This is a genomic window from Clostridium muellerianum, assembly GCF_012926525.1.
GTDB lineage: Bacteria > Bacillota > Clostridia > Clostridiales > Clostridiaceae > Clostridium_AM > Clostridium_AM muellerianum.
In genome coordinates this window covers 21,525-36,234 of the sequence record NZ_JABBNI010000047.1, presented here as the reverse complement: position 1 = coordinate 36,234, position 14,710 = coordinate 21,525, and the positions used below count along the sequence as shown (strand labels likewise).

Below are 14,710 nucleotides of genomic sequence, written 5' to 3'. Positions count from 1 at the left end.
ATTCTACTATTCAACTATTATATAGTTTTCCCCCTGCTGCTCTATAACTTCCCCAATTATAGCTGACGGCATTTCCAAAGAAAGAAGTTGTTTCATAATTTTATCACCTTCTACCTTTGAGCATGTAATTAAAAGTCCCCCTGAAGTTTGAGGATCAAACAATATATCCTTCATCCATTCATCTATATTTTTAAATTGGTATTTTCCCTCCAGGTAATTTCTATTATTATAGGATCCAGCCGGCACTAAACCCATCTGTGCATATTCCCTAGCTTCTTCTATATAAGGTACTTTACCTGAATATATCTTTAAGGTAACCTTTGAAGCAGAAGCCATTTCATAACCATGCCCCATAATACCAAAGCCTGTTACATCTGTACATGCACTTAAATTGTACTTAACTACAATTTCACCTGCGTATTTATTTAAAGTTGTCATAACCTTAACTGCCTTATTATAGGCTTCTTTACATGCTACTTCACCTTTTATTGCAGTATTTATAATACCAAGCCCTAAAGGTTTTGTTATTATAACTACATCTCCTACCTTTGAACCATAATTTTTTAAAATTTTATCCGGGTGAACTAGCCCCATAACAGACAGACCATACTTAGGCTCGCTGTCTTCCACTGTATGACCACCTATTACTACTGCTCCTGCTTCTAATACTTTATCTGCTCCTCCTTTAAGTATTTCTCCTAAAATATCTATAGATAAGCAGGTAGGAAAACATACTATATTTAAAGCTACTGTTGGTTTTCCCCCCATAGCATATATATCACTTAAAGAATTAGCTGCGGCAATTTGTCCAAAGGTGTAAGGATCATCTACTACAGGAGTAAAAAAATCCAGTGTTTGTATTACTGCCATTTCATCATTTAATTTATAAACTGCTGCATCATCAGAAGTTTCTATACCAACTATCAAATTTTCATTTTCCATCTTGGGCAGTTTTCCTAAAATATTACTTAAGACCTCCGGTCCTATCTTAGCTGCTCATCCCGATGTTTTTGATAATTCTGTAAGCCTTTTCACTGACATGCTACCACCTCACTAACTCATAATTTCATATCATAGTTACACATCTTAACTACATATATATAATACTTCACTTTTAGCTATAAGTATAGTTATTACATTAACATCTACAATCCACAATGTAAAAATATTGCGACGCAACTTTTTAGGTGGAGTCCGCATTGAATATATGGTGTATAAAAGCTGACCGTTTATTAAGGAGCTCTAATGCCTAAAATTCACTCAAAAGCTTTTATACACCATATATTCAAAGATCCCTCCACCTAAAAAATTGTGTAGTAACTATTGTAATTTTAATATTAAAAATTGCTTATAATACATTATGATCAATCTCTTTCGAAATATTTATGCAAAATAGAAAATAACTTATGACAATTTAATTATGTGCGTACGCTTGAAGTTACTAGTTTGGATTTTAACTTTTATGTAGTGATATATGGTAAGTGTTTCATCACATTAGCTAAATTGTTTTAGTATTATTCTTAGTTCAAAAATTTCGAGCTTTAGAATAATTAAAACATTTAGCAGTGATGAAACAATTACCATATATCATGGAGTAAAAGTTAAAATCCAAACTACTACTGCACCTTTGCGTCACATTATGCTTATATTACAACTGCACTTTAACATTACCTAACCTCTATTTTGTCCTTAATTTTTTCTAAAGTCTTATCCCCTATTCTTCCAACCTTTTTTAAATCCTCAATAGACTTAAATGAACCATTCTTTTCTCTATAATCTATTATCTTCTGTGCTGTTGTATCCCCTATTCCAGGTACAGTCTTTAATTGTTCCTTTGATGCACTGTTTATATCTACTTTTCCATCTTGTGATATGCTAGAATTTCCTATGCTGCCTGAAGCTGATATATTTTTATCATTTTTCCTGTCTACATATATATAATCTTCATCCTTTAGTTTTTTTGCAAGATTTAATTTGCATTTATCTGCAGTCTCACTAAAGCCTCCTGCACTATTCAGTAAATCCTGTGCCCTACTTCCATCTTTTAATTTATAAACTCCTGGGTTTTTAACTTCTCCATTAATATAAACAGTAATTTCTTTAGTTTTAGTATCTTTACTTTCTACAACTGTTGTTTCATTAAAAACCTCTTTAGCATTTAAATCCTTAGCTGGCTTTGAAATAACGTATCCTGCTGTTAAAAATACTGCAAATATGATCAAAATAATTATAGAACCTATAATTTTCTTTTTTTTATTCATTATAAACCTCCAATAAAGCGTGTTTTCTTGTCTATTATTTAGATTATTGACAGGTTTCAAAAATTCTGTCGCAAAAATAGAACTTTTTTGATATAATTATGATTAACGATGTTAGAGGAGGCTAAAATGAAAAAATTATTAATTTTTATGATGGGTTTTATATTTTTACTTTCAAATGCTCAGTTCGAAGTGCAAGCAAAAGCTGATCCTCCCACTGTTTCTGCTGATAGCGTAGTTCTTATGGATGCAACAACTGGATATGTTTTATACGGCAAAAATGAAGATGCCGCTTATCCACCTGCTTCTACAACAAAACTTATGACTGCACTTTTAACTTTAGAAAAATGTAAATTAGATGATGTAGTAAAGGTCGGAAAAAATCCACCTGCAGTAGATGGAAGTAAAATATATTTGTTTGAAGGTGAAGAATTAAAAGTTAGAGATCTGTTATATGGTTTAATGCTTCAATCTGGAAATGATTGTGCTGAAGCACTAGCAGAACATATAGGTGGGTCAATAGATAACTTTGCAGTACAGATGAATAAAAGAGCTTTAGAATTAGGCTGTAAAGACACAAATTTCGTTAATCCCAGTGGATTATATGATGAAAGGCACAAAACTTCTGCAAGAGATTTAGCTCTTATAATGAGGGAATTATCTAACAAATCTGAGTATACGCAAATTGCCAGTACCAGCTTCTATGAGATACCTCCTACAAACAAGTCTGCTGTAAAAAGACCTTTATGGAATGAAAACAAATTAATACAAAAATCTTCACAACTTTATTATGATGGATGTAAAGGTGGTAAAACTGGTTATACTACTCAATCATTACATTCATATGTATCTTATGCTACAAGAAATGGACAAAGACTTATAGTTGCATTGGTACATGATAAAAATAAAACTTTTTTTCCTGATGCAGTTAATTTGTTCAATTATGGTTTTAGTACTTTTGAAACTGTACGTTTGTATAAAAAAGGTGATCTTGTTACTACATATAATAACAATGGCTTAACAATACCTCTTTTAGCAGCTTCAGATTTTTATTATGTTAAATTGAAAGAAGATACTTCTCCAGTAAAATTTAATATGAAAGACGAAAATTTAAGTACTAAATTTTTTAAAACAGGAGATGTAATTGCAGAAGGAACCGTAATTAAGAACAACCAAAACTTAGGTACTTTAAAACTTACAAGTGGTACTAGCCATGAGTTAAAACAGGTACTTCAGTCAAAACCATTTAAAGGCATGAATTTAAAAATGGAATACTTAATCCCTGCTGCATTGATAATAATCGGCGGTATAGCTTATGCATTAAAAAAATATAAATTATTTAATAAACAGCAATAAAAAGTTGATGACTTTATTAAGATAAGGTCATCAACTTTTTATTTTCTCTATTAATTCCTGTAAATCTTTAGGAAGTCCTATCTCCAATCTTAAAATCTCTCTGGTTCTAGGATGAGGAAAGCTTAATTTATAGGCATGTAATGCCTGTCTTTCTATGTATTCTTTATCATCGCTTTTTCCATAAAGGCTATCCCCATATAATGGATGTCCTATATGAGTCATATGAACTCTTATTTGATGTGTTCTTCCAGTCTTTAATGTAAGTTTCACTAAATCTCCTTTATTAAAACTTTCTACAACATTAAAGCAAGTTATACTCTCCTGTCCTCTTTCATCTACAACTCTTCTTATATTTCCATCATCAGTTCTATAAATAGGGAGATTTATTACTCCTTCTTTTTCTTTTAAGTTTCCATGTACGACAGCTAAATAACTCTTTTCAAAATCTTCTTCATGCATATCCCTGGCCAGAGACATATGTGCAAATTGATTTTTTGCTATTATAATAAGACCTGAAGTATCCATATCTAATCTGCTGACTAATCTTACTATGCAGTTTTCACCTTTTTCTCTAAAATAGTATAAAAGCCCATTGGATAACGTTCCATTTGGGTAACTCTTTGTTGGATGTACAACTATTCCAGGCTGTTTATTTACTACTATAAGATCACTATCTTCATAAACTACATCTATATCTATTTTTTCCGGCTCTATATTTTGACTTTCCTTTTTCTCCACATCAAAGGATATTTTATCATCAAGCTTAATAACATAGTTAAGTTTAACTGTATTATCATTTACACTTATTCTTCCTCCCAGTGCGGCTCCTTTAATAAGCCTGCTTGAAAGTTTTTGAACATCTTTAAGATATGCTCTAAGCTTCATACCCTCTTCATTCCCTTTTACTATAAAAATAAGCTTATTTTTCTCCATATACTGCTCCTTTTAATATTAAAATCTAATCTTATAGTTATCATAAAACTTTTTTCTATACACAAAGAGTGAACCTAAAAGTTCACTCTTTTATTACTAAATATGTAGATTTAATTAGTCTACTAAAGCAATTACTTCTATTTCAACTAAAGCATCTTTTGGAAGTGCTACTTGCACACAAGATCTTGCTGGCATGTCTTTTGTAAAGTATTTTGCGTAAACTTCGTTAACAGCACCAAAATCCCCCATATCCTTTACAAATACAGTTGTCTTTACAACTTTATCAAAAGATGTGCCTGCTTCTTCAAGTAAAGCTTTTATATTTTCTAAAGATCTTTCAGTAGCTTTTTTAATATCTCCATCAACTAATTTTCCAGTTGCAGGATCTAGTGGAATTTGTCCTGATGTAAATAATAATTTTCCAACCTTAACTGCTTGTGAATAAGGTCCTACAGCTCCTGGTGCCTTTGGTGTGTTTATTATTTGTTTTTCCATAATATTAAAACCCTCCTGTAATTTAGACAGTAAACCATTACTGTCAATTTTTTTAAGTTTCTTGAAACAATACTATTATATCAAACTTGTAGTTTTTTTGCTTATTTATTTATGTAATTTAATAATCTGATAAATTATCTACTTTTTAATTGTGAAATTACAAAATTTCTGCCTTCTATTGTATCTAAATGAATAAGTTGTCCTCTTTCAAGGATAAATTTTATAGTATTATTAAAAGACATTAGTAAAGCATTATCTAAATCTTTGTAAGCAGCTTTTCTTAATAAATCTACTCCCGGAAAGTCTCTTAAAGGTTCTACATAGTCAGCTATATATATTATTTTTTCTAATTTAGTCATGTTTTTTCTTCCAGTAGTATGATAAGCAACAGCATTTAATATATCTTTATCTTCAATTCCCATCTTTTCTCTAGCTATTACAGCACCAACTGCTCCATGAAGTAGTTGAGGACTTTCTTTGCATACTTCATTAATCTCTAAATTATGATTTTTAGCTATATCTAAAATTTTTTCATTACTCATATTTTTTGCACAATCATGAACAAGACCTGCCATTCTTGCTTTTTCTACATTTTCATTATACAATTCTGCTAATTCTACGGCAGTATCTCTTACACTCAAGCTGTGTTCATATCTTTTAATTTTAAGGTTATCCTTTAAGTAATTTTTAATCTCCTGTTCATTCCACATCCCGTATCACTCCAAATAACTATTATGTACTCAACTTTCGTACATACAAAATTTTGACTTAACATTTTTAAACTACGAAAATTAAATTATATACTAAATCATTGATTGTACAGCTACCTAATGTAGCTCCCATTAAATAAGATTTATTGATATAATTTAAGTTGCTCTATAATACAACACACATTTTCAGGCATTAAATGGCTTACTTTTCTTCCTTCTTTTACATCTTTTCTTATACTTGTTGAAGAAATCTCAAGTAAAGGTATGTCTAAAAAAACAATCTTACTATTATACCTATTTTCCAGCGAAATTTTCTTCTCTAATACTTTTTCTATGCTATAACCCGGTCTATTAAAAACTACAAAAGTACATAGTCTAAGTATTTCAGGATAATTTCTCCAGTTTTCAATATCCATAAGGCAATCAACACCAGTTATAAAATACCACTTAGTTTCTTTTTCTAAGTTAGTAAAATACTCAAGAGTTTTATAAGTATAGCTTAAGTTATCTTTTGTTACTTCATAGCTACTTACCTCAAACTTTTCTTCATTCCTTACAGCCGTTTTCACCATTTCATATCTCAGAAATGCATCTGTTACTCTTTTTTCTAACTTATGTGGTGGATTACCTGAGGGCATAAATATAATTTTATCTAAATTTAACTTATATAACGCTTCATAAGCTATATGTAAATGTCCATTATGAATAGGATCAAAAGTTCCTCCGAAAATAGCCTTTTTTATCATATTTACCTTCTCCTAAACATATTGTGTAAATTGCAATAAAAATTATCCAGTAACCGCATACTCTAACTTCAACAAAATACATCAGTCATGGATAAATTTTATTTAAGGCATCTGAAAGAAAATAATAAGTCCAGATGCGAAGGATATTTTGTGTCAGGCAAGGAGGCAGGTTCCGCAGATAGTTGAACTATCTAAGGGTTCTGCCGACGCCGCATGACTCAAAATAGACTAGTAGATGGACTTATTATTTTTTTGAAGATACCTAAGATTCAAATGAAGTTAAAACTCCACTTGAATCAAATTTTTCAATTAACTTTACTTTAATTACTTAAGGAAGTTCTATTTTAGGTTTCTTACTTGATCTTTTATATAATACTAATTTACTTCCTATAGATTGAATTCCTTCACAGCCTAATTCTTCACAAATTATATCTGAAGCTTCTCTAGCATCATAACCGCTATTATTTAATACAGCTATCTTTATAAGTTCTCTTGCTTCTAAAGCATCTTTTACCTGTTTTAAGAAGTTATCTTCTATACCATCCTTTCCCACCTGAAATATAGGAGCCATATTATTTGCTAAGGATCTTAAATAACTTCTTTGTTTACTTGTAATCATGCCTAACCTCCAAAATTATAATAAATATTCAAATTCAAAATCATTAAGTCTTACCATATTTCCATCTTCTATACCCATTTCTCTTAATTCCTGAAGTACTCCCTTATTGTTTAATACTTTATGGAAATATCTTAATTCATCAGGATCATTTACATTTACACTGGCAAGCAATCTATCTACGAAGCTTCCTTCAACAATATATACATTATCTTCTTTTCTTATATTGTAAGTAAATTTCTTCTCTTCTGGTACAAATTTTTCATCTTCGCTTATTTCAATATCTGTAACTGGTATAGTACTTAATACTCTTGCAGCTTCTTTCATAAGCTCTTCTACACCTTTACTCGTTGCAGCTGATATTTTAAATACTTTTTCGAAACCGAGTTCTTTAACTTTCTTCTCAAAGTTTTCAAATACTTCATCATCATATAGCATATCAACTTTATTTGCAGCTATTATCTGAGGTCTATCCCAAAGTTTTACGCTGTACTTCTTAAGTTCCTCATTTATTTTCATAAAATCTTCAAAAGGATCTCTTCCTTCTATTCCAGATATATCTACTACATGTATTAAAACTCTTGTTCTTTCTATATGTCTTAAAAATTTTATTCCGAGGCCTACTCCTTCTGAAGCACCTTCTATTATACCAGGAATATCTGCCATTACAAAACTAGTTATGCCAGGTATATTAACTACTCCAAGGTTAGGGTTTAAAGTTGTAAAATGATAATTTGCAATCTTAGGTCTTGCCTTTGATACTACTGAAAGTAAAGTTGATTTTCCTACATTAGGAAATCCCAAAAGACCAACATCTGCAAGAACCTTAAGCTCTAGCAATATCCATCTTTCTTCTCCTGGCATTCCTGGTTCAGCAAAATCAGGAGCCTGTCTTGTAGGGGTAGTAAATCTAACATTTCCTCTGCCACCTCTACCGCCTTTAGCAATTACAAATTTATCTTCTTTATGTGATAAATCTGCCATTATTTTATTTGTTTCTGAATCTCTTATTACAGTTCCTATAGGAACCTTAATATATAGAGTTTCTCCATCTTTACCAAAACATTTAGATCCAGTTCCATTTCCTCCAGGTTCAGCCTTATACTTCTTTTTGTATGTAAAATCTAAAAGAGTAGTCATATTAGGATCTGCTACTAAAACTACATCTCCTCCTCGACCTCCATCACCACCGTCTGGACCTCCAAAAGCTATATACTTTTCTCTTCTAAAAGTGTTTGCACCGTCGCCGCCATCTCCAGATTTAATAAATATTCTCGCTGTATCTATAAACATTAACTTCATCTCCTTTTTCTATTAAGTGTAACTACTTTTCATTGTAAAACTCATTTTCCATCAAATTTTAACAGACTTTTTATAGTCTATAACTAAATATATATATAAACATCTTTAATGCTATTGTTATCAAACTTACTAAATATATTATTAACTAAATTACACTTTTCATTATGTCTATATTAAAAATTTTATTTCAAAATTTTTGTATTTATATTATAGATATACAACATCAAAATTAAACCTTATATTATTTCTATGAATACTAAAATTTAATTTTGATTTTATAACAAAATTAACATTTTCAAGTTAGATATCTATAACTATTGTAATCATCAATAAGAAATTATTATATACTATGTATCAAGTGATTCTTAGTTTCAAATGGAGTTTTCTTATAAGAATGACTTTTCTTCATATGAAACTTAGAAGAACTTATCCAGGTGCGTAAAGTAGCTATCACCCACTTTGATAGAAGATATGGGTGTTAGCAATGGTAGCGATGGGATAAATTCATAGTATTACTTTAATTACTATGTTTTTATGTATTTTCGTCAATAAACTACTTTTATTTATTTTAATTTTAACCATTTATTAGTCAATTAAAGTTTTAAAAAAGCACCCTAGCAAAGGGTGCCTTACTTTTAAACTATTCTGCTACTATTTCTTCAACATCTACAGGATATACACTAGCTTTTTTCTTGTCTTTTCCAACTCTTTCGTATTTAACAACTCCGTCAACTTTAGCAAAAAGAGTATCATCTCCGCCTTTGCCTACGTTATTTCCTGGATGAATCTTTGTTCCTCTTTGTCTAACTAATATGTTTCCTGCAAGAACAAACTGTCCGTCAGCACATTTAGTTCCAAGTCTTTTAGATTCACTGTCTCTACCGTTTCTTGAGCTACCTACTCCTTTTTTATGAGCAAATAACTGAAGGTTTATTAGTATCATTCTACTACACCTCCTCTACTTTTACATTTATATATTTACCATAGTTAATTTCAATATTTTGCAAACCTAACAATAAAGTTTCCATTAATACCTGACATGCTTCAATTTGTTCTATATGTAAATTTTCAATACTTATGCTTAAAAATCCATCTTCATCTATATGAAAAGCAGGTTCAAAATGCATTACATCAGTTATACCATTTAGTATGGCTACACTTAATGCAGAAACTGCACTGCAAACTATGTCTTTTCCATATTCGTCAAACCCTGCATGACCACTAGCTTTCATAGAAACTAAGTTATTTGCTTTTCTTAAAAAATTTATGCTAATCATGATTAATTAAGCATTAATTTTTTCAATTTGAAGCTTAGTATAAGGCTGTCTATGTCCTTGTTTCTTTCTGTAATCTTTCTTTCTCTTATACTTGAAAACAAGAACCTTTTTAGCTTTTCCTTGAGCTACAACTTTAGCTGTAACCTTAGCTCCATCAACTGATGGTTTTCCGAAAACTGTTTCTCCGTTTTCTTTATTTACAACAAGAATGTTGTAAAGTTCAACTGTTGATTCAACTTCAGCATCTAATTTTTCAACGTATATAACGTCTCCTTCAGAAACTTTATACTGTTTTCCTCCAGTAACTACAACTGCATACATTAAAATACACCTCCTCAATCCAGTCTCGCCATCTAAGGTACATAATAAACTAATATTATGATTTAATAACCTTCTCAGAGCGGTCTACAAATGCCATTCTAACACATGTATTTCTATTTGTAAAGTTTTTTATTCATAAATTTTAAACATCTCTAGATTTTCTATTTGATTTGCAAAAATTAATGGTTCTACTTTAAAGTGTTCATCTTTTACATATGTAACATATACACTTTTATCTAGAGCATTTATATTTTTTACAAATGTTATTACATCACCTTTTATATCATCACTGTAATTTTCATCTATTTCTATATGTATATCCTTTATATCTCTTTGCTCTTCTATTTTTAAAATTTCATTTCTTATAAGCATACATATATGTGAAAATCTTATTCTTTTTCCTCTTCCACCACAGGCGCTGCAGCTTTCCTCTATATAGTCATATATAGATTTTCCTGATCTTTTTCTAGCTATCTGTACTAAATTAAGCTCAGTAAATGGATAAATCACTGTCTTATTTTTATCATCTTTAAAGCCTTCATGAAGCTTATTCATTATTTTTTTCCTATTTTCTTCATTATCCATGTCTATAAAATCTATAACTATAATGCCGCTTAAATTTCTAAGCTCTACTTGCCTTGCAATTTCTTCTGCTGCCTGGAAATTAGTAATATATGCTGTTTTTCCTATGGAAGTTCCCTTTACATTCTTTCCAGAATTCACGTCTATAACGTACATAGCCTCTGTTCTGTCAATGACAATATATCCTCCACAGTTTAAATAAACTCTGTTGTTTCTAAGACTTAATATTTCTCTTTCAATACCATAGTAATCAAATAGAGTTCTATTTTCCTCATAAAGTTTTAACGATATCTTTCCATACAAAGAATCCATTAAAAATCCACTTATATAATTATAGTCTTCTTCCGTATTAACATATATTTTGCAGTTATTACTATTTAATTTATCTCTTAAAACTCTGCCTAAAATTCCTCCATTGTCAAACAAAAGCCCAACCTTATTAAAATATCTTGCATTATTTTTTATATTATTATATATACTATAAAGTTTAGCTATTTCTTCATTTATAAGACTTACTGAAGCATTAGCCCCTTCTGTTCTTACCATTATCCCTACATCATCAGGTCTTTCTAACTGCTTTCTTATACTTTCTTTTAATGATTCATCTTCTATTTTTCTTGAAAAAGTCAATTCATCATTCATGGTCATTAATACACAATACTTACCTGGAATACTTATAACATTAGTAACTTTAGCACCCTTATTTCCAAGGTCCTCTTTCAGTACCTGAACCAAAAGTTCCTGGCCTTTTTTTAGTTTTGTATTTTTAAATTTATTATCTAAATATATATATACATTTTTCTTATGACCAATATCTATAAAAGCACACTTTATCGCAGGTACAACATTCTTTACAACGCCTTTGTATATTTCCCCTGGATAAGGTTCTCCATTTTCCTCTTCTATAAAACATTCCTTTAAAATATTATTCTGCTTTATAGCTATCCTTAAAAGATTGTCCTGCCTCTCAATAAATATATCCTTCAAATTAACACCACCTTTTCATTTGAGTGAAAAAATTAATCATTATATTTACATACAACAAGCATAATACGAAGCAACTTTTTTGAGAGGACAGAGGACAATTGACAGAGGACAGTGAAGGATGATTTTTCTCCGCTTCGCTGCGAAAAATCTTTAATTTAAAAGAAACTCCTGCTCTCTTGTTTCTTAAGAGTACTCTCTGAGTAAGCAATTCACTCCAAATGAGCACTCTGTATAAGCAGTCATCTTAAAATCACAGATTTTAGATGCCTGCTTAAGCTTTAGTTTTTCTACTTAAACGATATTTTGCATTAGCAAAACAAGCCTAAAGAATCTAGGTAATCATCAAATAAATTAGTTTTCTGACGTAAGGAAGAAAACTAACCTTCACTGTCCTCTGTCCTCTGTCAAATGTCCTCTCAAAAAATTAAGCTTCTCTTTCTTTTGCAAATTGATACAATGGTACTAATTTTCCTTCTGATTCAGCATACATTTCTTCTCTTTTTATATCTACAAAAGCTTCCATATTAGCATCTTTAGTATTTTGCTGAATATATTTTGCTAGAAGCTCTGCAGATAGATTTTGTCTACTTCCACAGGCTATAAGAGTTTCTATAATTAAAACATTATCTTCTACTTTATAATTAAACTCTTTAATCATAGTTTTTATATCTACTTCTGCTTCTCCGCTTTTGCTTTTCTTTATAGTATTCCACTCTTTTGAATTTAATAATTTTTCCATTTGTTCATTTAATGACTCTACATTTTTATACTTTATACGAATTGTATATTTTGCTGCATCTATAACTGCCATTGATTTAAATATTTTTTTGTTTTCAATATCCTCTATTTTTACAGCTTCAAAAACCTTTATTCCACTTGGAGCAACTTCATTTAATTTTTCTACTATTACATTTTCAGCTGTTTCTTCCAGCATCAAATCCATATAATCTCCAGAAGAATACACACCAACAGCTAAAGGTTGTGCTATAGACATATTTACATGTGGATTAAATCCTTTAGAATATTCTGCAGAAAGCTCTGATCTTTTAACCATTCTTTGAATAGTTCTCATAAAATCCAAATGTCCTATGAATTTTATATTACTTTCCTTACTGAACTTTATTAAATAATGCATTATCAAAGCACTTCCCTTCTAAATTAACATTTACTCCACAATTATAGCATCCCTGTCTGCAGTCTGGAGTTACTTCTTCTTTTTTAGCCTTTTCATTTTCTCTTATTAAGAATTCCTTATTTACTCCAACATCTATAAAGTCCCAAGGAAATACTTCATCATATTCTCTCTGTCTGTAAGCATAAAAATCACCATCTACATTACATTCTTCAAATGCTTCCATCCATGTATCAAAGTTAAAGTATTCTGACCATCCATCAAATTTAGCACCCTTTTCAAAAGCTTTAATTAACACGTCACAAACTCTTCTATCTCCTCTTGCGAATATAGCCTCTAAATAGCTAACAGGGCTTTCATGCCAATTATACACAATGTTTCTGCTCTTTATTTCCGATCTTAAAACACCTATTTCTTCTCTTACATCTTCCATTGTTATCTGCGGAGACCATTGGAATGGAGTAAATGGCTTAGGTACAAATATTGCAGTACTTACTGTTACTCTTAAGCCTTTCTTTCTCTTTTCCTTTGGTACACCAAAATATTGATCTACTACCTTTTGTGATAAATCAGCAATACCTTTTACATCTTCCATAGTTTCATAAGGAAGTCCTAACATAAAGTATAGTTTTATAGTAGACCAGCCTGATTCAAAAGCACTTCTTGATGATTCCATTAGATTTTGTTCTGTTACACCCTTATTTATAACATCCCTCATTCTCTGAGTTCCAGCTTCTGGTGCAAAAGTTAAACCTGTTTTTCTAACTTTTTGTATTTGATTTATCATATCTACAAAAAATGAATCTATTCTAAGAGATGGAAGTGATACTCCTACTCTATCCTTTTCATATTTTTCTACAAGCTTATGTATTAAGCCTTGTATGTTCGAATAGTCACATATACTTAAAGATGTTAGTGAAAGCTCTGAATAACCTGTAAATTTTATAAGTTTTTCTGCAAGCTCCATTAACTTATCTGTTGTTTTTTCTCTTATAGGTCTATATATCATGCCAGCCTGACAGAATCTACAACCCCTGCTGCATCCTCTGAAAGTTTCAAGCATTATTCTATCATGAACTATATCTGTATATGGAACAATAAATTTATCTGGATATTCAACATCATTAAAATTCTTTATTATTCTCTTCTTTACCTTTTCTGGTACATCATCATACAAAGGTTTAAATTCTTTAATAGTTCCATCTTCTTTATATTCTACACTGTAAAGGGATGGTACATAGATGCCTTCTATATGTGAAAGTTCTCTTAAAAATTCCTTTTTCTGCTTCTTACCCTTATACTTTTTATACAAATCCATGATCTCATCCATTTGTTCTTCACCTTCGCCCATAGCAAAGAAATCTGCTATATCATAAAGGGGTTCTGGATTGTATGCACATGGACCTCCGCACATAATTATAGGATCTTCTTCTCCTCTTTCTGAGGCTCTAATAGGAATACCTGCTAAATCAATCATATTTAATATATTTGTATAACTCATTTCATATTGAAGAGTAAATCCTATAAAATCAAAATCCTTTATAGGGTCCTTAGTCTCTAGTGCATATAGAGGTATATTATTTTCCCTCATAAGTTTTTCCATGTCTACCCAAGGTGCAAATACTCTTTCACAAAATGTATCTTTTCTTTCATTAAGTGTATAGTAAAGAATTCTCATACCAAGATGAGACATACCAACTTCATATACATCAGGAAAGCAGAATGCAAATCTAATATCTACTTCATTTTTATCTTTATTATAGGAATTAAGTTCTCCTCCTATATAACGAGCGGGCTTTTCAACCTTAAATAATATATCATCAGAAATTCTATTCATTAATAATCCTCCTCTTGTGTTATCACTTGATATTCTAACATAACAAAATATAAATTTAAAACATAAATTTATATTTAGGCATTTGAAAAAAATAACAAATCAAGATATTAGTTTATTTTGCGCTTGATAAAAAACGAATTCTACTGATAGTTGTTCTA

The 14,710-nt window shown here is 30.4% G+C and carries 15 protein-coding genes; 1 reads left to right on the top strand and 14 read right to left on the bottom strand.

Annotation, left to right across the window (positions count from 1 at the left end; genetic code table 11):
- Positions 1–6 precede the first annotated feature (6 nt).
- Positions 7–1,041, bottom strand: a complete 1,035-nt coding sequence (gene selD / locus HBE96_RS18275; protein ID WP_169299153.1) for a selenide, water dikinase SelD — start codon at positions 1,039–1,041, stop codon at positions 7–9.
- A 626-nt stretch (positions 1,042–1,667) separates the two neighbouring features.
- Positions 1,668–2,261 (bottom strand): helix-hairpin-helix domain-containing protein, encoded by a 594-nt coding sequence (locus HBE96_RS18270; protein ID WP_169299152.1) that lies wholly within the window; start codon positions 2,259–2,261, stop codon positions 1,668–1,670.
- Positions 2,262–2,387: 126 nt separating this feature from the next.
- On the opposite strand from HBE96_RS18270, the gene HBE96_RS18265 reads away from it, so the two are divergent.
- Entirely contained in the window at positions 2,388–3,614 is a 1,227-nt protein-coding gene (locus tag HBE96_RS18265; RefSeq protein ID WP_169299151.1) for a D-alanyl-D-alanine carboxypeptidase family protein, read from the top strand.
- A 30-nt stretch (positions 3,615–3,644) separates the two neighbouring features.
- On the opposite strand, the gene HBE96_RS18260 is transcribed toward HBE96_RS18265, so the two are convergent.
- From HBE96_RS18260 to HBE96_RS18205, 12 genes are all read right to left on the bottom strand, one after another.
- Positions 3,645–4,547: an RluA family pseudouridine synthase gene (locus tag HBE96_RS18260; RefSeq protein ID WP_169299150.1), complete on the bottom strand. Its 903-nt coding sequence runs from the start codon at positions 4,545–4,547 to the stop codon at positions 3,645–3,647.
- Between the two features lie 114 nt (positions 4,548–4,661).
- Positions 4,662–5,042 (bottom strand): RidA family protein, encoded by a 381-nt coding sequence (locus HBE96_RS18255; protein ID WP_169299149.1) that lies wholly within the window; start codon positions 5,040–5,042, stop codon positions 4,662–4,664.
- Between the two features lie 134 nt (positions 5,043–5,176).
- Complete coding sequence (gene yqeK / locus HBE96_RS18250; protein WP_169299148.1) at positions 5,177–5,752, bottom strand: bis(5'-nucleosyl)-tetraphosphatase (symmetrical) YqeK; 576 nt, start codon at positions 5,750–5,752, stop codon at positions 5,177–5,179.
- A gap of 143 nt (positions 5,753–5,895) precedes the next feature.
- Entirely contained in the window at positions 5,896–6,498 is a 603-nt protein-coding gene (gene nadD, locus HBE96_RS18245) for a nicotinate-nucleotide adenylyltransferase (protein WP_169299147.1), read from the bottom strand.
- 328 nt (positions 6,499–6,826) lie between these two features.
- Positions 6,827–7,117: a ribosome assembly RNA-binding protein YhbY gene (yhbY, locus tag HBE96_RS18240; RefSeq protein ID WP_169299146.1), complete on the bottom strand. Its 291-nt coding sequence runs from the start codon at positions 7,115–7,117 to the stop codon at positions 6,827–6,829.
- 15 nt (positions 7,118–7,132) lie between these two features.
- Positions 7,133–8,407, bottom strand: a complete 1,275-nt coding sequence (gene obgE, locus HBE96_RS18235; RefSeq protein WP_169299145.1) for a GTPase ObgE — start codon at positions 8,405–8,407, stop codon at positions 7,133–7,135.
- A gap of 649 nt (positions 8,408–9,056) precedes the next feature.
- Entirely contained in the window at positions 9,057–9,359 is a 303-nt protein-coding gene (gene rpmA, locus HBE96_RS18230; RefSeq protein ID WP_169299144.1) for a 50S ribosomal protein L27, read from the bottom strand.
- Between the two features lie 4 nt (positions 9,360–9,363).
- Positions 9,364–9,693: a ribosomal-processing cysteine protease Prp gene (locus tag HBE96_RS18225; RefSeq protein WP_169299143.1), complete on the bottom strand. Its 330-nt coding sequence runs from the start codon at positions 9,691–9,693 to the stop codon at positions 9,364–9,366.
- A 6-nt stretch (positions 9,694–9,699) separates the two neighbouring features.
- Positions 9,700–10,014, bottom strand: a complete 315-nt coding sequence (gene rplU, locus HBE96_RS18220) for a 50S ribosomal protein L21 (protein WP_169299142.1) — start codon at positions 10,012–10,014, stop codon at positions 9,700–9,702.
- A gap of 129 nt (positions 10,015–10,143) precedes the next feature.
- Positions 10,144–11,583, bottom strand: a complete 1,440-nt coding sequence (locus HBE96_RS18215) for an Rne/Rng family ribonuclease (protein WP_169299141.1) — start codon at positions 11,581–11,583, stop codon at positions 10,144–10,146.
- 424 nt (positions 11,584–12,007) lie between these two features.
- Entirely contained in the window at positions 12,008–12,718 is a 711-nt protein-coding gene (locus tag HBE96_RS18210) for a TIGR03936 family radical SAM-associated protein (protein WP_169299140.1), read from the bottom strand.
- On the bottom strand, positions 12,693–14,552 hold the full coding sequence (locus HBE96_RS18205) for a TIGR03960 family B12-binding radical SAM protein (protein WP_169299139.1): 1,860 nt from the start codon (positions 14,550–14,552) through the stop codon (positions 12,693–12,695). The genes HBE96_RS18210 and HBE96_RS18205 overlap by 26 nt, the downstream gene beginning before the upstream one ends.
- Positions 14,553–14,710 lie beyond the last annotated feature (158 nt).

Coding starts and splice junctions, on each gene's coding strand:
- HBE96_RS18210 (WP_169299140.1), bottom strand. CDS start 12,718: ATGCATTATTTAATAAAGTTCAGTAAGGAAAGTAATATAAAATTCATA.
- HBE96_RS18260 (WP_169299150.1), bottom strand. CDS start 4,547: ATGGAGAAAAATAAGCTTATTTTTATAGTAAAAGGGAATGAAGAGGGT.
- HBE96_RS18270 (WP_169299152.1), bottom strand. CDS start 2,261: ATGAATAAAAAAAAGAAAATTATAGGTTCTATAATTATTTTGATCATA.
- nadD (WP_169299147.1), bottom strand. CDS start 6,498: ATGATAAAAAAGGCTATTTTCGGAGGAACTTTTGATCCTATTCATAAT.
- rplU (WP_169299142.1), bottom strand. CDS start 10,014: ATGTATGCAGTTGTAGTTACTGGAGGAAAACAGTATAAAGTTTCTGAA.
- HBE96_RS18205 (WP_169299139.1), bottom strand. CDS start 14,552: ATGAATAGAATTTCTGATGATATATTATTTAAGGTTGAAAAGCCCGCT.
- rpmA (WP_169299144.1), bottom strand. CDS start 9,359: ATGATACTAATAAACCTTCAGTTATTTGCTCATAAAAAAGGAGTAGGT.
- HBE96_RS18265 (WP_169299151.1), top strand. CDS start 2,388: ATGAAAAAATTATTAATTTTTATGATGGGTTTTATATTTTTACTTTCA.
- HBE96_RS18225 (WP_169299143.1), bottom strand. CDS start 9,693: ATGATTAGCATAAATTTTTTAAGAAAAGCAAATAACTTAGTTTCTATG.
- yhbY (WP_169299146.1), bottom strand. CDS start 7,117: ATGATTACAAGTAAACAAAGAAGTTATTTAAGATCCTTAGCAAATAAT.
- obgE (WP_169299145.1), bottom strand. CDS start 8,407: ATGTTTATAGATACAGCGAGAATATTTATTAAATCTGGAGATGGCGGC.
- HBE96_RS18255 (WP_169299149.1), bottom strand. CDS start 5,042: ATGGAAAAACAAATAATAAACACACCAAAGGCACCAGGAGCTGTAGGA.
- yqeK (WP_169299148.1), bottom strand. CDS start 5,752: ATGTGGAATGAACAGGAGATTAAAAATTACTTAAAGGATAACCTTAAA.